This window comes from Mesobacillus foraminis (assembly GCF_004340465.1).
Taxonomy (GTDB): domain Bacteria; phylum Bacillota; class Bacilli; order Bacillales; family Cytobacillaceae; genus Mesobacillus_B; species Mesobacillus_B foraminis.
The window spans coordinates 164,306-182,381 of sequence record NZ_SLVV01000006.1 but is presented as its reverse complement, the minus strand read 5'-3'; the positions used below and the strand labels follow the sequence as shown (position 1 = coordinate 182,381).

Here is an 18,076-nt window from a genome sequence, read left to right as displayed (position 1 = left end):
CCTTAATAAGTTCCGCAATTGAATCAGGATACAGCTGCATTATTCTTGTCTTTCCCAATCGTACCTTGCTTCTTTTTCATATACTGAGAATAATAGGCTGTCAAGATTGGCACTAGAATGGATGTTACAATAACGGACGCGGCAACCAGAGCAGTAGCTGACTGGGCAACAGGCATAAACTCCGGCTGCATATTGGCGATGATCATTGGGTTGGCTACGGCAGCTCCTGCTGTACTGGATGCAGCAAGACCAGCTGTCCCATTTCCTCCACCAATATACTTGTCTGCAAAAATCAGCGGTACCCCTGTAACAATAATGCATAGAAGTCCAAGGATGATTCCCGCCACGCCGGTTTTAGCAATAACTGTAAGGTCAATGGAGTTGCCAAGTGCAAAGCCAAAGAAAGGGATCATGGTTTGTGTTGCTTTACTGAAGAAAACACGAAGCTCCTGGTCAAGGTTACCAAGGATGAATCCGATAAGGAAAGGCAAGACCGCACCTACAAAAGCTTGTGGGTGAAATGCTGCAAGTCCAGTGGATCCCAGGATCAGCATCGTAACCAATGGACCTGATTCTAGCGACATCAAAACAAATGCACCAGCTTCTTCTTTTGTTCCGTACTGCTGCATAATCGATGCGTAAAGGCCTCCGTTGGTCATATCCATTGCCGCTATCAGAGCGAGAACAGAGAATCCGGCAAACAAACCCGACTGTACTCCCCCTTCAGGAAGGAATAAGGAAGCTACTATAGCCACTACCCATGCAACCGCTATCTTTGTCAAAACAAGGGTTCCGGATTTTCTTAAAACAGTCCCAGTCGCTTTTATGTTGATCCCAGCACCCATACAGAAAAACCACACCGCCAGAATTGGCACCGTTCCAGTCATTAATCCGTTGGTAAAAGAACCGAAATACTCCCCTGACCCTGGAGCCAATGTGTGGATAATCGCTCCCAAAAACAGTGGGACCAGCATAAGGCCGCCTGGGACCTTCTCGATCGTTTTCATAATTTTCATGTGATTTACCTCATCTTTCCGTTTTAGTGGACAAATTGTAAAGAAGATTTATTCAGTTTTTCAATTCGGAACTGTTGGCTTCTCCTTTGGCTCGGAAACCTTCGGAAACATTAGCAGCCGAGACGCCTGATTTTTTCCTGCACTTATAAGTTCTTTCTACTAATCTAAAAATGCAAAAGCACTTCAAAATTAACCTCTCAACCTCTCAATAAAGCTAAAACATAATCGCTGGCAGCAGCATAGTTTTCCTTGAGAGATAATCTCGGATTTGAAACCGCTTAAATTACAGGAGCATATCGGCTGGTTTTTCACCGTTTCTTTTATAAATTGGCTAAGTTCCCTATACCGTTTTGAGCACCATATTTTTAAGCGCTTGCATTTTGACCAAAAACATGTAACCTTTTTGCTAATTCCAATACATAACTAGTAAACTGTTAGATTTTTGCATGTGACATTCCAGCTGGCTGTAGAGTAACTTTTTTAGGTTCATCACACTCCAAAATAATTACATAAATTTCAGTAACGTTCCACATCGTGGTACGTTGTTTCATAATTTTATTATAGCGTTTTCATTTTGAAATTTCCACCTCGAATCAATAATTCCTGTGAAAATTATGTCACAAAACAAAAAGCGCACTGGCAAATCGTTGACCGGCACACTAAAAAGGCTAACCAGGAGAATCTGATTAGCCAAACTGTTCTTGTATTTGTTGAGACATTCCTTCTACCTGATTCTTTTAATTTCTATTACTTCAACAAAACCAAAGAGTTAAAGATTTCCCTGTGCCGATTTTTTCCATCTTGTTTTTCACGAAGCCAGGAACCCGATTGGAAGATGCAGCACTGAATTCTAAATGAATGAATTGGACTTGGTCCATAAAAAAAGGGAGTCCTGGCTGACACCCTCTCTTTGATTCCTTTTTATTTTAGTTATAACTCTCTTTATGGTATGCCAGTAAATTAACATTTAAGAGATTGTCATTTCCGAAGGAGCAATTTCTTCGTGACATTACATTCTTTATCAAATTAGTCTAAAGAGTCCAATTAATGAGCAATCCCGCCTGAGTTAAACCGCCGCCAAATCCATATAGCAGCACTTTGTCTCCCGTTCTGAGTTTCCCTTCCTTTACTCCTATATCCAGAGATAGCGGAATCGTCGCAGCTGAAGTATTTCCATAATTCACCAGACTGTACAGGGTCTGATCAATCGGAAATCCGCTTCTTTCACAGATGGACTCAATCATCCTCAAGTTTGCACTATGAGGTACAAACCATTGAACTTCCTCCAAGGAGGTGCCTGCAAGCTCTGTCAGTCTTTCCATCCCTTTTGGCACAGTGGTGACTGCCCATTTATAAACATCCCGTCCGCTTTGAACCAGCTTGCCAGTATGAACTAAGTCTTCTCCATTCATAGAACTTGAAAGATGGGTCGCATATAATGTTTTGCCCCCTTCCCCTTCTGAAACCAAATGGGATGAAATAAAACTGGGCTGCACTTCATCATATTCCACAAGGACCGCTCCTCCACCATCCCCAAACAGGATACACGTTGTCCGATCCTCAAAATCAGTTATTCTGGACAGTGTTTCTGCTCCAATGACCAGAATTTTTTTATGCAGGCCGGCTGTTATTAATCCATTCGCAACATGCAGCCCATATGTAAATCCGGCACAGGCAGCGTTTATATCGATCGCCCCGGTATTTTTTATCCCCAGTTTTGCCTGTACTAACGAGGCAACACTCGGGGTTTTAAAATCAGGTGTCATAGAACAAACAAGAATCATATCCACATCTTCGACCGATTTATTGTATCGTTCCATCAAATTTACTACCGCTTGGTAGCTTATGTCGCTGGTGAACTCACCTTCTTGGGCGATTCTTCGTTCTTTAATCCCGGAACGTTTTACGATCCATTCATCGTTGGTCTCAACCATTTTTTCTAAATCGGCATTGGTTAACACTCTTTCCGGAACGTATGACCCTATTGCCGTTATTCGTGCTCTTGAGCTGAACATAAAAGAACCCCCTCGATTACAATCATACACCCTATTTTACCACCTAATTTTAATACCTGGTACTAATTTTTTTGTAAAATTTATATCTCGCGTCTACCCAAATAAAAAAACCGCTTGATGTATCAGCGGTCATTATCAATTTCTTCAAATTACTGCTCATTTGCCCAGCTGGTAGGATAGAAAAAATGAATTATTAGTAATCTTTCCCTTAACTTTCAAAGTAGGTTTTCGCGGTCAACGGCTTCTGGCGGCTGTTCAAACCAGCCGTTATCCAGCATGATTTTTGCTGCATCCTCTACAAAAATCGAGATGTTCATTAATGATTTTGTATACATCATAGCGATATCGTGTCTCCCGTTTACTGCTACCGAGTTTCCAAAGGCTCTTACCTTCATTGAAAACATATCCATTTTATGAAAAAGCATGAGCTTTTCAGAAAACGGAGATATTGTTGACGTTGTGACTAAATGGTCCAGAGGCGCCGGTGCCGGCAGGTTTGAGCTATGTAATTGATTGATATAGCGTTCTACAGATTTGTGGGTGAGATCCTTCCCTCTAATAAATAACTCCCGGATTTTATCTTTTTTTGCAACTTGACTAAATCCTAAAATGAGCGCTTTGCTGGTCGCATTATTTTCAATATTATCGTAAAGATGCGTGATTTCCATTGCATGCAAAGGACGCACCTGCCCAGTAAATCCATTTAGAAAATTTCCATGTAAGAAATTTACCTTCTCAGGAACCGGAATATAAGGCGGCTTTATAATGTATCCCTTACTCATTAGAATTTCCTTTAGTTGCTCCATGAAATCTACTGTCATTTTCATACAGTTATGAAAAAAATCCTTTACGTCTTTTCTGTACATTAATGGGATTGCCACATTGTAAATGCTCATCCCTGCTTTAGCCGTATATTTTAAATAATGAACATAGAACTCATCCTCAAATAATCTCGGAGCTTCGAGGTTAACATCTTCTTCTGAAAATCCAACGGGAATCGGGAAATTTTCCTTTTTAAATATCTCTGTAATGCTTGCTAAAAAATCTTCGCATAATGATAAGGCATTTTTTAGTAAATTCTTGATATCCTCATCTTCCACATTCTTAAGATAATAGGTCAGGATTTGCTTTGACATGCTATTCCCCATATATGTTGCCCAAAGCTTTCCCATTTCCGCAGATGTTAATTTTTCGTTTGAATTGGATTCTTTTGATCCTACTTTGATTGGTTTAATGGTAGTCAAATCAATTTCCCCTATTAATTTTTCCTTATCTTTTACTAATCAAAGACAAATTATTCCGTAAAACCTGAAAACAGCAAGCTAAAAAACAAGAAAGTGCAGTTGCAGTTCTTTCCTTTCCTGGGTGTGTTAATGATAAAATATTTTTTATGAAATTAGGAATATTCGTTTGTTGTCAAGTTACAGTTTGTTTCCCATTGACTATTAAACCCCTGTTGATTGGAGTGGAAGGCGCGTAGACTCCTGCGGAATCAGCTGGACAGCTGAGACCCCGCAGGAGCTTGCGACGAGGAGGCTCAGCGCCAGCCCCGCGGAAAGCGAAGCGCCTGGAATGGAAATCAACTGGCTTATGTGTACTCCAACCAGAAGGTAAATATTTAATAACTCCAATATCTGGTCTTTCGATCAATATCTATAGAAAATACCTTTTGAAAGTATCTAGGAGAAATTGGTAAAATAAGTTTTGTGATTTTATTGACTTCACCTGAAAGAGGTATTGAAATGGAAAAAGACACGTTAATTTTAGATCCCTTTGAACTTAAAGTATATATTGAATTTTTAAGATTGGAACTGATGGACATTGGCCAAAAACAAGGGCTGTGCCATGAACAAACGATTCAGGCGAGCATAGAACTAGACTACTTTATAAATGAATATCAAAAAATTGTAAGCTGAGCAGATTCTTATTTGCCATTTTTGGAGGTCATTCCCTTCTGTGCATACTGACTTACTTCAGCTGAGTTCGATGCAATCATTGCTTGCTTGCCAATTTCTTAAGGATCACACCCAAGAGTTCTGCTCCAGTTTAATTTCTACAGCTAAAGCTCCCTTCTCTTCTTAATGCTCCTCAACCATCTTCTATTATTAACATTGTCGAACCACCCGCAACATTTACACTTACTTAACTGCTAGCTCAGGTTACTAATCACTGGCCCTGCAATAGCAAAGAAAAGTTCACAGCCCATAGACTGACACCAACATTGAACACCTCCCTACCCTTTTCTTCTTTAAGAATGACTTCGCAAAAGGTATATGAAAAAAAATCATACACGTTTGCTATCTGTGATTCCCCTTTCTCCTCAAATTCCCGTGCATAAATCGTAATGATTCCTAATATTCTTTTAAAAAGCAGCCGTTTTGTTCCAGGTTATAAATCGTAATGATTCCATTTTAAAACCAGAGAATATAACTAAAAATGGAGTTCGGAAAAGGAATCTACTCTAAGACAAGCTAATTTACCTGCGGCAATTCGGCATCGGTAATAGCAAAGCCTGACACACAGGAAAACAGGCAGGATTTCTGTCATACATATTCGCATAAAGACGTACATTAAACTATCAATCAAAACTAGTAAAAACAAGTGGAGGAATACTATGTTCAGAATGATCCGGTCCAATCTTTTAGATCTCACAGGGATTGCTGCCATAAGTGCTGTGTTATTGCTTCTCAGCATTATTTCTAGTATTTCGGGTACTTTCCAGCTTCCTTCATCAATTTTAAACCTGAATACTATTTTCTTAAGCATTTTAATAGAATCCTTGCCCTTTGTTTTAATTGGAGTTCTAATAGCAGGTTTGATCCAAATCTTTGTAACCGAAGAACATATTCGTTTGTGGCTTCCTAAGAATAAATACTTGGCAGTGACAATGAGCTGCATTATAGGCGCCCTTTTCCCAGCATGTGAATGCGGAATTGTTCCCATTGTAAGAAGGCTTGTAGAAAAAGGGGTTCCTGTTGCCGCGGGAATTGGTTTTATGCTGACAGGTCCTCTTATTAATCCAATTGTTATTGCGTCAACCTATATGGCATTTGGCAACGATATAAAAATGGCTGCTTCAAGAATGGGAATGGGCTTCCTGATTGCCCTGATTGCAGCCTTCAGTGTCAGCTTGCTATTTAAGCAAAACCAGTTAAAACCGTCCCTCCTGTCTGCTTCCCACCATCACAGCTCACCTTTGAAATCATCATTTTTAGACAAGTTATGGTCAATGCTTCTGCATTCGATTGATGAGTTTTTTGATATGGGGAAGTATTTAATTGCCGGAGCCTTCTTGGCGGCTTTTGTACAAACGTATATGTCTGCTGGCTCGCTGCTGAATATCGGCGGAGGCATAGCGTCCTCTACTCTTGTCATGATGGGACTAGCGTTTGTGTTATCACTTTGTTCCGAAGCGGATGCTTTTATTGGCGCTTCTTTTAGCAGCATTTTTCCTGCAACGCCGATACTGGGCTTTTTAATCTTCGGTCCGATGATGGACCTAAAGAATACAATTATGATGGCCAGTGTTTTTAGTTTTAAATTTGTCATTTCTGTCCTGGCAATCGTGATTTGTACTGTTTTTACTATTCTCATGCTCACGTACAGCATATTGTAGGAGGGTCTCAATGAAATTTAATAGTCAACAAGCGACGCGAGCTCTCATACTGATTAGTTTTTCTATTTTTCTCTTCAACCTGCATTATACCGGGGAAATTAATAAATTCATCAATCCAAAATATGATCACCTTAGCCAGTCCGCAGCCATTATCTTTCTATTGTTGTTTTTAATTCAAATTACTCGTGTATGGAGTTCCGCACCAGTTCACACCTATTCAGACTGTAAAAAAAGTCAATGTTGCTCACTTGGACATACACATGAGCATGGGGATACCCCGTTCACGACAAAAAAACTCATATCCTGCGCTATGATTGTTTTTCCCTTACTAACAGGATTTTTGCTTCCAGCCAAGGTTTTAGATGCATCTATTGCCAATAAAAAAGGGGCCATGATTACTTTATCAGGATCCGGTAATCCAGATTCTGAAAATGGGGAAGATAGCCGCTTACATAACAAACATATAAACAAGGGTACAGCTACTGGGGAGCAAAATGTGGAAGAACCCGGGGACGATCTGACAACTGGAAGCGAAAATGAAATGAGAAGTGAAGAGTATGACAAATTGATGATGGCGCTGGAGAACTCAGAGGTAATTAAGCTGAATGATAGAATTTATTCAAGTTTTTTTGAGGAAATCTCAACGGATGTGAATAAATATAAAGGCCGGAAGATAGAGCTTACCGGTTTTGTATATAAAGAAGAAGGCTTTAATGGAAACCAGCTGGTCATCTCCCGTTTTCTGATCACCCATTGTGTGGCAGATGCCGGAATTATCGGATTTCTATCCGAATTCCGTGATGCCTCCAGGCTAAAAAAAGACTCCTGGATTAACGCCGAGGGAATCATCGGTGTCACAACTTATAAGGGAGCACTTCTCCCTTATATTAAAGTGACAAATTGGCAGGAAATAGCTGAGCCAAAAAAACCTTATCTCTACCCCATCACCATTAGGCATAGTTAAGAAACATATAAACTTTCTAAAGAGCGCAAAGATGCACCTTACTGAGTATTGGAGGCTGCATCTCTTTTCTCCTTTATGAATTGAAACGTATAAAGCAAAATAGCTTTAAAAAGGAAGATCATTAATAACTGGCCTTTTTGTAAACGAACGAGAGCAGCATATCCTCTTTGCTTAAACCAGTTAATGACGACATAAACAAAAAAGGAATCGACCAACAGGTTGGCTGTCATATACGTCAAAAACTTTCCATATGTAAATTTCAATATCCATAAGGATCCTATAAAAAATGGCCCGGCGATAAGTGGAGCTTCACCTATCAAATTTTTATTGAGTTTTTTATAAAACCACCACCACACCTTTTTTCGTGCCACAATGGTTTCTCCGACCACAACAAGACAGATAAACAGGGTAGCTGGAAAAAATCTCCTGAATGTTTTCATTCCCAGGAAAGGGAAGGAAAGCCACGGGGCAACTAACATAGCCAAGTAAATTTTATTGGGTTTCATTCGCCTACAATCCTTTTTTCTTTTAGAATGCTCCCAGTCAGCTAATAATATTCAGCGCCGACAAACCCCTGTTGCCTCCCAAGGGCTTCCATAAATTCACCTTTAAGAGGATAAAATGACTTAGAACCGTTTACTTTAAAAAAAGACTACGTTATTAAAAGGGTGATTTTATGGATACGAACATACTTTGGGAACCTTTAGTGTTAATTTTATCCGGCATTCTCCTGTTTAGAATTGCAGGCAGGAAATCTATTTCACAGATGACAATGGCCCAGACTGTTGTCATGATCTCCATCGGTACGATCATCGTTCAGCCAGTTGTCCAAAAAAGTGTTCTGAAAGCCATCATAGGTGCCGGAATTTTTATCCTGGCAATCGTCATCCTGGAATATGTGCAAATTAAGTCAAATACCTTCGAAAAATTCATTACAGGCAAGTCAAAGATTGTCATTCAAAATGGAATGTTAAATGTCCCTAATCTAAAAAAACTGAGATTAACAGTGGATCAGCTTGAAATGAGGCTGCGCAATTCAGGCATATCCCGCATAGAAGATGTTAAAACAGCAACAATCGAACCGAACGGTCAGCTTGGGTACGAATTAAAGGATGATGCTAAACCTTTAACCATGGGTGAATTTAAAAAATTAATGAACAGTTACTTTCCAGAGCTATCGTCAAACGAAGAAACACCCAGCTCTCAAAATAAGCCCAATCTTTTTGAAGAAATGAAGGGGAAACAACAAAAACACCCGAAGTATCTTCAATGAATGCTAAAAAAAGAACAAGCCGTTTTCCAGCTTGTTCCTTCTCCGGTTCATTAGTTGCTTCTCAATATTTAAGCTTTAAAGCTTCATTTTGATTACATTGCTGGACAAATCTCCATCCCCTCAGGAATCAGGACAGAGTGATATTGGCCATATCAATAATTTATTACCTCTCAGAAAATACTTCTTGATTGGGCTGATTTTACTATATATAAACAACGCCTAAATAAATATCCGCTGTTCATGACTAACGGCTCTTACAAGAAAAATCTCCCTGCAGTTTAATATCCTGACTGCACTTAAACAGAACATTATAAAACTATAATTTCATTTTTAACCCTTCGTGAGTGTTTTGAAAGCCTAAGCGTTCATAAAATCGTAAAGCGTCTGTTCGCTTTTTATCGGTTGTGAGCTGAACCAAATGACAGCCGCGTTCCTTTGCAAGGCTGATTCCCCATTCAATAAGCTTGGCACCTATTCCCCGGCCACGCACAGCAGAACATGTCCTTACACCTTCAATTGTAGCCCGCCATCCGCCTTGATGGGTTATATAAGGAGTGAAAGTTATCTGAAATACCCCGATTACCGCATTTCCCTCACAGGCAACAACTAATTCATTATTTGGATCCGCATCGATTGCCTCAAAAGCTTTCATATAACACGGAGGCAAAGGGTCCTCAAAACGCTCTCTCTGACTCCCCAGATCATCATCTGCAAGCATTTCAACAATTCGCTCCAGGTCCTGTGCCGCCGCTTGTCTAAAATGAATCATCCTGCTCCCTCCTCTGCAGATTAGTGGAATCTGCCCCAGTTTAATTGATTCAAAATTAACTCTAAACAAAAAATAAATGGATTTTTACACTTTTACTTCTTCCAGTGGTCGGGAATCCTTAGCCCTGCTGGCAGCTTGGTGTTCCGGTCTCCCTTTGCGGAATTAATCTGTGCCTGCGTAAGAAAAATGCTCCCTGTCAGCTTTGCACCGCTTAAGTCCGCATCCCGAAGATCCGCCCCAATAAAATCACACACTCTCATGTCTGCTCCTCTTAAATCAGCCGCAATCAAAAGTGCTCCTCTAAAGTTTGCCCCCCTTAAGTCAGCTCCCTTTAATTTAGCTCCAATCAGGTCACTGCCCCTTCCCATCCTGCTATTCTTGACTGGTGTTTCAGCTCTCGCCAGCTCACTTGTACGCAAAAGCAAATCATTCACAAGAACTCGATGGTCTGGAACATTCAGGCTTAAAATCCTGCTTGGGTTTAGTTCTGTAAGAGATTCCGTTTTATTGTAAGCAACCTGCAAATCTTTCAGGATCGGCTTTGCTGCCTCTAGGTGCATGGCTTCATGTAAATAGTACAGCATTTCATGCAGCTGCTGCATGACAGGAAACACGGCAAACATTTCCTGTGCTGTTTCGGGTCTGCTGCGCCAGTCACTTCCTCCATACGTTGATTGGGAAACCTTTTGTCCTGCACCAAAGCATTCATAAACGGCACACCCTCGAAATCCTGATTCCCTGAGTTTCGTATGAATGCTGCAGCGATAATCCGATTGCAGATTTCGGCAGGGTGAACCCCCTGTCTTATCAAATGCAAAATCAGCTCCTTTCACATAAGGTAAAGCCACACAGCACAGACCGAAGCAACTTTCACAATCCGCTTTAAGCTGTGTCATGGTACGTTCACTAGTCGTCAATGAATCTGACAATCTCTACACGTCCTTACTCTAAAATCTTGATCTTCAATAATTTTACAATATTTTTCTGACGATTAACATCTCTTATATGATGTTCCTTTTAAAATAGTGCTCATGTTTCTCCCAAAACTCCTGCCTGTCAACCAGAATTGAAAACCTTTACTAAAAAAGAGGCAGGAATTATTAAAAAGCATCCAAAAATGCTTTACAGAATCAAAAATATAAGGTATATTACCTAATGTCCGAACGATTTATTATGAAAACAAATACAATATTCGTATATAGAGGTGTATAACATGGAAAATGTTTTTGATTACGAAGATATTCAATTGATTCCAAATAAATGTGTAGTAAATAGCCGTTCTGAATGCGATACAAGTGTAACCCTAGGCGGACGCACCTTCAAGCTTCCAGTGGTTCCTGCAAATATGCAAACGATTATCGACGAAAAAATTGCCCTTTATCTGGCTGAAAATGGATACTTTTATATTATGCATCGCTTTGAACCAGAAAAGCGCCTTTCCTTCATTCAGGATATGAAACAACGGGGTCTGTATGCGTCCATTTCCGTTGGTGTGAAAGAAGAGGAGTATGGTTTCATCCAGCAATTAGCAGAAGAACAGCTTATACCTGAATACATTACCATTGATATTGCGCATGGCCATTCCAATGCCGTAATTGAAATGATCCAGCATATTAAGAGATATTTGCCTGACAGCTTTGTCATCGCAGGAAATGTTGGAACTCCTGAAGCAGTAAGAGAGCTGGAGAATGCCGGGGCAGATGCGACAAAGGTCGGCATTGGACCAGGAAAGGTTTGCATTACCAAGATTAAGACTGGATTTGGCACAGGCGGCTGGCAGCTGGCGGCACTGCGCTGGTGCGCTAAAGCGGCAAGCAAGCCTGTTATTGCTGACGGCGGGATCCGTACACATGGTGATATTGCAAAATCTGTCCGATTTGGTGCAACAATGGTCATGATTGGTTCTCTTTTTGCCGGACATGAAGAGTCTCCTGGAGTAACCATTGAAAAAGATGGGAAGCTGTTCAAGGAATATTTTGGGTCCGCATCAGAGTTCCAAAAAGGTGAAAAGAAAAACGTTGAAGGCAAAAAGATGTATGTTGAGTACAAGGGCCCATTACAAGAAACATTGACAGAAATGGAGCAGGATCTCCAGTCATCCATTTCCTATGCAGGGGGCACTAAGCTAAATGCTATTCGCAATGTGGATTATGTTGTTGTAAAAAACTCCATCTTTAATGGCGATAAAGTATACTAATCTTATAAAGAATAAAGGAATAAAAGCGCATTGGTAGAATTTACACAATGCGCTTTTCCTATTTGAGCCGAACAGTTCATTCTATAAACGCTGCAAAAAAACATAATTCTTTAAAAAGTTAGATTTCATCATCCTGCTGTGCTATAATATTGTTAAATTGTGTTACACAATAGGGACCTAATTGACTTTTCTTAGTCACCTTCCCTTTTAGAAGGGAGACAAAAAAGAATGTCTTTAGACTATACCAAGCTTATGCTTCAAACATTAAAACAATATCATAAGAGTGACATCACCCTGACCTTTACAAATGAAGAAGATGTTCCTGTTCTGTCCGTAAGCTATCTCAGCAACTATTTTCACGTAAAAAATTTGAATAGCTCAGTTGTTGAATCTTACAGTGAACTTTATCCGGCCGTTGATTATATAGAACATTCCATGTTATTGAAGACTCTGATCTAGAGTCTTTTTTTAGTTTTTATGAATTCATATTCGATTTATTAGGTAGGTTCTCCCCGGAGAGCCGTTTCTCTTTTAACAAAGAGTAGATATACGTGTCAAATGACTCCCCGTTTTGATGCATATAATTTTTTAAAATGCCCTCTTTTTCAAATCCCATTTTCATCAATAATTGATTTGAGGCATTATTTTCAATAAAAACAACTGCTCCGATCCTCTTAAGCAGAAGTTCTTCGAAACCGTACGAGACTACCCGATTCAAAGCTTCTGCCGCGTATCCGTTCCGCCAGAACAGAGGATGAAGCTCATAGCCGATTTCCGCCCGCTTATGCTTGGGCACCCAGGCGTTGAAGCCAATTGTTCCAATCAGGCCCCTTTCCCCTTTGATCTCAATCCCCCACCTGATCCCTCGTTTTTCTCTGAAGTTCCTTGCAAATACATCCACAAGCTGACTTGCCTGGCCCCCTGCAGTAAAAGGCTCCTGCCCATAATTCCTTGTGACCTCCGGGTGGGAGAAGAACCCATATATTGCCTCTGCGTCCTCCTCGTTAATTTCTCTTAAAATAAGCCTTTCGGTTTCAAGTTTTGGAAACATCTCTCCTGCTCCTTTCTTCTTATTACTTTTTTTCACAAGAAAGCCTCCTGATACCATCCGCAATTTTCTGTACGCCTGCCGGTATTTTCTCTTTTTCAACATGTGAAACACTTAAGCGGAGGATATGATCTTTTTTAAACTCTGGCAGAAACATATTTTCAGCATTGCCCACAAATACGTTTTCCCTGCTTAGATCATTAATCAGCTGGTTCGCCTTAAGACTGGCGGGCAAGAAAATGGTTATGTAAAAACCCGATAAGGACCTTGAATAAGTGACAGATGAAGGGAGATAATCCTCGCATGCCTGCTGTAAAATAGCACTCTTTTCCTTATAGATCTCTCTCATGTTTTTGATATGCGCGTCATACATTCCGCTTTTCAGGTAGATTTCAAGCGCACCCTGCGTCAGTACCGGGGTATGTAAATCAGATGCGTATTTTGCAAGAGAAAAGTGCTTTTTCATAGCTTCGGGAAGTACCGTTAAACCCAGCCTCAAGCCTGGAAGCAGTACTTTTGAAAAGCTTTTCGTGTAAATCACCCTGCCTGAAGGGTCATGGGCAAATATGGGATCCTGCTTCAGCCTGAATTCAAGATCTCCCATATAGTCATCTTCAACAATGTAAACATCATATTTTTGGGCTAGTTCCACGATCCTCTTCTTCTCTGAATTGGAATAGCTATAACCGGTTGGATTATGAAATCTGGAAGTGATGTAGAAGAACTTAATCTCATGTTGTTTGAATAGGTGCTCCAATCGATCAAAATCAATCCCGGAACTTGTTACCTCAATCCCATAGGCCGTTGCCTTCTCGAGTTTAAGAGATTCAATAAAACTATTGTGTGTGGGCTGTTCGACACAGATATTTGTTTTGCCATTCGGGAAAGGCAGTTTCACCAACAAATGAAGGGCTTGCTGCGATCCTGACACAACAAAAATCCTACCAGGTGGAACAAATACCTGCAAATCCCGTAAATGCCGGGCTAAAGTATCTCGAAGCGAATGCAGTCCCTGTACCTCAGAATACATAAACATGTCTTCCTTGTATAATTCTATCGCCTGGTTTAGACAGTGCTTGAAATCCTGATAAGGCATTCCGCTGCGATCCGGACCGGCTGAAAAAAAATCGATTTTTGCGCCTTTATTGAAATCATCATGCAGCAATGGATAATCCCCGACTAAATAATAACCGCTCTTTGGGACCGTATATATGAGATGCCTGCTCTCCAGCTCCTGATAAGCTTTAATAATCGTGTTTCTGCTGCAGTTAAATTCCTGTGATAAAGCCCGAATCGAAGGCAATTTGCTTCCCGCAGTCAGCTCGCCTTGTTTTGCCCGCCGCTCAATCACCTTGATAATCTCTTCATATCTTTTCATTTCTCTTCCCTTCTCTTACATCTGTATGGGTACAGTCCATAAAAATGGCTGTTTTGTTATTTGGCAAATGACAATATACTTGAAACTAACAAATCTAGTTAACTAGCTATGATATATAATCAGCGGAGGCCTACGCTGATACATGCCTACTTACACTATACGAAGGAGAATGAAAATGAAAAAACTATTCGTATACGCTCTAATAGCGCTACAATTTACAGCATACTTCCCGCATACTCCTAATGCCGCTGAAAAATATAAAGAAAAAGATTTAGAGATCAGTGAACTCTTTGACGGCCAGTCAGGAACAATCGTTTTAAAAAACCTGAAAACTGATAAAACCTATATCTACAATGAAAACAGAAGTATGGAGAGGTACACTCCTGAATCCACCTTTAAAATACCCAATGCGTTGATTGGCCTGCAAACCAAAGCGGTGGCAGATGAATATGAAGTTAAACGCTGGGATGGCATCCTTCGTGAAATTCCCGAATGGAACCGTGATCATACTCTTGGATCAGGAATGAGACACTCGGTCATCTGGTATTACCAGCAAATGGCCAGGGACATTGGGGCTCCAAACATGCAACATTATCTGCACCTCATCCAATACGGCAATATGGACATCAGTGGAGGGATTGATCAATACTGGCTGGATGGCAGTCTGAGAATATCGGCAAAGGAACAGGCCGTTTTTTTGGAAAAGCTTGTTGAGGAACGTCTCCCCTTAGATAAACAGACAATGAGAACCGTGAAAAGAATGATGATTAATGAAGAAGCAGATTCCTATCTGCTTCATGGCAAAACAGGTACAAGGCTGTCCGATTATGGACTCGGCTGGTATGTTGGCTATATTGAAACAGATAAGGCTGACTGGGTATTCGCCACCAACATTGACGGCAGCGGTTCCAGAGCTCGTTCCATCACAATGGAAGTTTTGGAAGATATGAACATCCTGGAGGAAAAATGAAATTGAAAATAAAATGACTGCCAGCGCTCAGAGCTGCTCTGAGCGTTTTTCCTTCCCATAAATATAGAATCAAGCATTATTCCGTTCCTGTTTCATTTGCTGAACAGCAACCATAAATCCAGGAAATCCGGCAGCAAAGGCAGAAGGTAGACTATAAATTAGGAAATTCCAGTTTCCGGTCAGAAACGAAACAAATAAAAAAATAAGTGGAAAACCCACTAATACAAATAAAGAAACCCTGAGAGCCAATCTATTTTTCTTATTCAATTTTGCCCCTACCTTTTCTTAAAATTCTGTCATATCTATATTAGCATATTAAGGATGACGGAAATCCAAACTTTTACAAACAAAAAAGTCCAAATCGATGAAATGGACTTTTTATCACATATATTCAGCTCATGCCGCTTTCCTGGCTTCCACGCCCTTCTGTCTTGTTTCAGGGAAGGTAGCCACCAGGAAGATATATAAGCAAGAGGCAGATATAAAGAAAATCATTGAGGGAATATATCCGGCTGAGCCTAAAATAAAACTCCAAACAATAGTCGCAATCGTTTGCCCTGCATAGGCCAATGCCCAGAATAAACCGAACATAATTGTCAATCTATGTGGAGTCATTCCTTTCAATTCATGGGGAAGATTCAAAAATATGGGATACTGGACATACATGGCAAACCCTGAAAGTGCAATCATCGAATAAGATACAATCGGCAGAGAATTGGCAAACACCAATGCGAGCGCAAATGTTCCTACCATGACAATTCCTGTCACAATCAAAGTGGGTTTCCGCATAACCCCTTTATTTCCTATTTTTATTCCGGCGAACGTCCCCAGAATTCCAAACCCGGATATCAACAGGTTAGTAACAGAACCGTTTAATAATGTATATTCGTCAAAAATCGCTTTAAAGCTTACCAACGATAATACATACAAAGTTAAAAAAGAGGCAAAGGCCAGACCGTATCGCCATACGAATCCATCCTTCAGCGCATCCTTATATCCATAGGCCTCGCCTTCCTTGCCAACGCCGGCATTTGTTTCAAAGTTTTCCGCCTTCCAAAGCCAGCCTGCAAAGAACAGGATGGTCAAGGATGCGAAAAACGTCAGTGTCATCCGCCAGTTCTCGATCATCTGGCTGGCGAACAGGGTAAATAAAATAGCCACAATAAATGCACCTGCGTTGTAGGCAACGGTATTAGCCGCATTGATTTGCAGTTTCACTTTTGAATTTGTGATATAGTGAGCAACTACAGGGTTCATATAGACAATCACCATTGATCCACCTACGGCCATCACCATTCTTGCCGCTGTATATGCCCAGTAATTTGGCAGATAGATAGCAACAAGGCCCATCATTAACAGTCCAATGGCCGTTCCTCCCGCTTTTCTTGGCCCTAACTTCATTAATACGACCGCTGCGAGAATGTTCGCAAATACACGTGCAGTTGTAATAGAGTAATTAACCAGCTGAGATATGACAGGCTTCACGGGGCCGCCAAAAAAGGTTTCAGTGATTTGCGGTGTCAGGGAAGACCCGGCAACCCAGTTCATTGCAAAGGTTACATACGCCAGCCACAGGACAGCCATCATAAAATAACCTTTTTTTGTCGTATTCATTGTTTCCATACCGCCACCTGCTATCATTCGAAATTTGATTTCAAGGCTTCAAGTTTCTGGAACTGCAAGATATCTAGACTTCAGCACCTGGTTTCAAGGTTTCTTTTAATACGGAAACAGAGCGGTCAAATTGGTCTTTTTCTTTTTCATTCAGCTCCAGCTCGATGACCTCGCGGATTCCATCTCGATTGATGACGGCAGGAACTCCGATATATACATCCTGATGTCCATACTCACCATTTAAATAAGCAGAAACAGTCAGAATGCTGTTTTCATTATTTAAAATGGCTTTTGTGATACGGACGAGCGACATTCCAATTCCATAGTAAGTTGCCCCTTTTCGCTCGATAATGTGATAAGCAGCATCACGAACATTCACGAAAATGTCCTCCAGAGATTCTTTGTTCAGATCATTTTTCGCTTCCAGGACGGTGTCAAGCTGCTTTACTCCAATAGAAGTATGGCTCCAGACTGGCAGCTCAGTATCTCCATGCTCCCCTATGATATAGGCATGGACATTTCTAGTATCCACATCGAAAAACTGCCCCAGTGCAAAACGCAGGCGAGCTGAGTCTAAAACTGTTCCTGAACCAATGACACGTTCTTTTGGCAGCCCTGATTCTTTCATTGTTACATGTGTTAAAATATCAACCGGGTTAGTAGCCACCAGGAAAATCCCGTCAAAGCCGCTGTTCATCACGTTTTTAACGATCGTTTTAAAGATCCTGGTATTCTTTTCTACCAATTCAAGACGTGTCTCACCTGGTTTTTGCGCGAGCCCAGCCGTAATGACCACCAGATCTGCACTGCCGCAATCCTCGTAAGAACCGCTCCACACCTTTGTTGGAGAGGGGGCAAACGGCATACCGTGGTTCAGGTCCATCGCTTCCCCTTCCGACTTCGCTTCATTCACATCTATAAGAACCAATTCCTCGGCAACTCCCTGATTGATCATAGAGTAGGCATAACTGCAACCTACGGCACCTGTGCCAATTAATACAACACGATTTACTAGACTGTTTTTCATTTGGAAAGTCCCTTTTCAAATCAAAAGCTGCATTTCTGCTGTTAACAAATCTGGCTGTTAGCGGAAAGCTTTTTACTATAGTTAAGTTAATAACGAAAGTATAGCACCAATTTGTGAAGTTTTTCACATGATTTGTGAAAAGTATATGAACTTTTGAACGTCTATCTTCCAGAATAAAAATATAAAAAG

Annotated in this window: 19 protein-coding genes; 7 read left to right on the top strand and 12 right to left on the bottom strand. The window is 40.7% G+C overall.

The window, feature by feature from the left end:
* Positions 1–23 precede the first annotated feature (23 nt).
* The 4 genes from kdgT to EV146_RS27020 form a co-directional block, all read right to left on the bottom strand.
* Positions 24–1,016, bottom strand: coding sequence for a 2-keto-3-deoxygluconate transporter (gene kdgT, locus EV146_RS12060; protein WP_132006306.1), 993 nt, complete (start codon positions 1,014–1,016; stop codon positions 24–26).
* Positions 1,017–2,047: 1,031 nt separating this feature from the next.
* On the bottom strand, positions 2,048–3,031 hold the full coding sequence (locus EV146_RS12055) for a ketoacyl-ACP synthase III (RefSeq protein WP_132006303.1): 984 nt from the start codon (positions 3,029–3,031) through the stop codon (positions 2,048–2,050).
* A gap of 215 nt (positions 3,032–3,246) precedes the next feature.
* The gene (locus EV146_RS12050) at positions 3,247–4,275 is read right to left on the bottom strand and encodes a DUF3231 family protein (RefSeq protein ID WP_132006300.1); all 1,029 of its coding nucleotides are present in this window, start codon (positions 4,273–4,275) and stop codon (positions 3,247–3,249) included.
* Positions 4,276–4,476: 201 nt separating this feature from the next.
* A complete protein-coding gene (locus EV146_RS27020; RefSeq protein WP_158287084.1) occupies positions 4,477–4,662 on the bottom strand; it encodes a hypothetical protein in 186 nt (61 codons plus the stop codon).
* Between the two features lie 84 nt (positions 4,663–4,746).
* Between EV146_RS27020 and EV146_RS12040 the strand changes: the two genes are divergently transcribed.
* From EV146_RS12040 to EV146_RS12030, 3 genes are all read left to right on the top strand, one after another.
* Complete coding sequence (locus tag EV146_RS12040; RefSeq protein WP_199232676.1) at positions 4,747–4,947, top strand: aspartyl-phosphate phosphatase Spo0E family protein; 201 nt, start codon at positions 4,747–4,749, stop codon at positions 4,945–4,947.
* A gap of 698 nt (positions 4,948–5,645) precedes the next feature.
* Positions 5,646–6,647 (top strand): permease, encoded by a 1,002-nt coding sequence (locus EV146_RS12035; RefSeq protein WP_132006297.1) that lies wholly within the window; start codon positions 5,646–5,648, stop codon positions 6,645–6,647.
* A 10-nt stretch (positions 6,648–6,657) separates the two neighbouring features.
* Positions 6,658–7,611, top strand: coding sequence for a TIGR03943 family putative permease subunit (locus tag EV146_RS12030; protein ID WP_132006294.1), 954 nt, complete (start codon positions 6,658–6,660; stop codon positions 7,609–7,611).
* 38 nt (positions 7,612–7,649) lie between these two features.
* Here EV146_RS12030 and EV146_RS12025 read toward each other — a convergent pair whose 3' ends face one another.
* Positions 7,650–8,117 (bottom strand): hypothetical protein, encoded by a 468-nt coding sequence (locus EV146_RS12025; protein WP_132006291.1) that lies wholly within the window; start codon positions 8,115–8,117, stop codon positions 7,650–7,652.
* Positions 8,118–8,287: 170 nt separating this feature from the next.
* Here EV146_RS12025 and EV146_RS12020 point away from each other — a divergent pair, with 170 nt between their 5' ends.
* Positions 8,288–8,884, top strand: coding sequence for a DUF421 domain-containing protein (locus EV146_RS12020; RefSeq protein ID WP_132006288.1), 597 nt, complete (start codon positions 8,288–8,290; stop codon positions 8,882–8,884).
* Between the two features lie 316 nt (positions 8,885–9,200).
* On the opposite strand, the gene EV146_RS12015 is transcribed toward EV146_RS12020, so the two are convergent.
* Both EV146_RS12015 and EV146_RS12010 read right to left on the bottom strand, forming a co-directional pair.
* Positions 9,201–9,653 (bottom strand): GNAT family N-acetyltransferase, encoded by a 453-nt coding sequence (locus tag EV146_RS12015; protein WP_132006285.1) that lies wholly within the window; start codon positions 9,651–9,653, stop codon positions 9,201–9,203.
* A gap of 92 nt (positions 9,654–9,745) precedes the next feature.
* Entirely contained in the window at positions 9,746–10,582 is an 837-nt protein-coding gene (locus EV146_RS12010) for a pentapeptide repeat-containing protein (protein ID WP_373566059.1), read from the bottom strand.
* A 284-nt stretch (positions 10,583–10,866) separates the two neighbouring features.
* Between EV146_RS12010 and guaC the strand changes: the two genes are divergently transcribed.
* A complete protein-coding gene (gene guaC / locus EV146_RS12005; RefSeq protein ID WP_121612270.1) occupies positions 10,867–11,850 on the top strand; it encodes a GMP reductase in 984 nt (327 codons plus the stop codon).
* Between the two features lie 228 nt (positions 11,851–12,078).
* Positions 12,079–12,309: a hypothetical protein gene (locus tag EV146_RS12000; RefSeq protein ID WP_132006282.1), complete on the top strand. Its 231-nt coding sequence runs from the start codon at positions 12,079–12,081 to the stop codon at positions 12,307–12,309.
* 16 nt (positions 12,310–12,325) lie between these two features.
* On the opposite strand, the gene EV146_RS11995 is transcribed toward EV146_RS12000, so the two are convergent.
* Together EV146_RS11995 and EV146_RS11990 are read right to left on the bottom strand one after the other, a co-directional pair.
* Positions 12,326–12,901, bottom strand: coding sequence for a GNAT family N-acetyltransferase (locus EV146_RS11995; protein ID WP_132006897.1), 576 nt, complete (start codon positions 12,899–12,901; stop codon positions 12,326–12,328).
* 22 nt (positions 12,902–12,923) lie between these two features.
* Positions 12,924–14,276: an aminotransferase-like domain-containing protein gene (locus EV146_RS11990; protein ID WP_132006279.1), complete on the bottom strand. Its 1,353-nt coding sequence runs from the start codon at positions 14,274–14,276 to the stop codon at positions 12,924–12,926.
* Between the two features lie 175 nt (positions 14,277–14,451).
* Between EV146_RS11990 and blaOXA the strand changes: the two genes are divergently transcribed.
* Positions 14,452–15,246 (top strand): class D beta-lactamase, encoded by a 795-nt coding sequence (blaOXA, locus tag EV146_RS11985; RefSeq protein WP_132006276.1) that lies wholly within the window; start codon positions 14,452–14,454, stop codon positions 15,244–15,246.
* Positions 15,247–15,315: 69 nt separating this feature from the next.
* On the opposite strand, the gene EV146_RS11980 is transcribed toward blaOXA, so the two are convergent.
* The 3 genes from EV146_RS11980 to EV146_RS11970 form a co-directional block, all read right to left on the bottom strand.
* Positions 15,316–15,513 (bottom strand): hypothetical protein, encoded by a 198-nt coding sequence (locus EV146_RS11980; RefSeq protein ID WP_132006273.1) that lies wholly within the window; start codon positions 15,511–15,513, stop codon positions 15,316–15,318.
* Between the two features lie 129 nt (positions 15,514–15,642).
* Positions 15,643–16,869 (bottom strand): MFS transporter, encoded by a 1,227-nt coding sequence (locus EV146_RS11975; protein ID WP_181215866.1) that lies wholly within the window; start codon positions 16,867–16,869, stop codon positions 15,643–15,645.
* Positions 16,870–16,933: 64 nt separating this feature from the next.
* Positions 16,934–17,887 carry an L-lactate dehydrogenase gene (locus tag EV146_RS11970; RefSeq protein ID WP_132006267.1) on the bottom strand — a complete coding sequence of 318 codons (954 nt, stop codon included), beginning with the start codon at positions 17,885–17,887 and terminating at the stop codon, positions 16,934–16,936.
* Positions 17,888–18,076 lie beyond the last annotated feature (189 nt).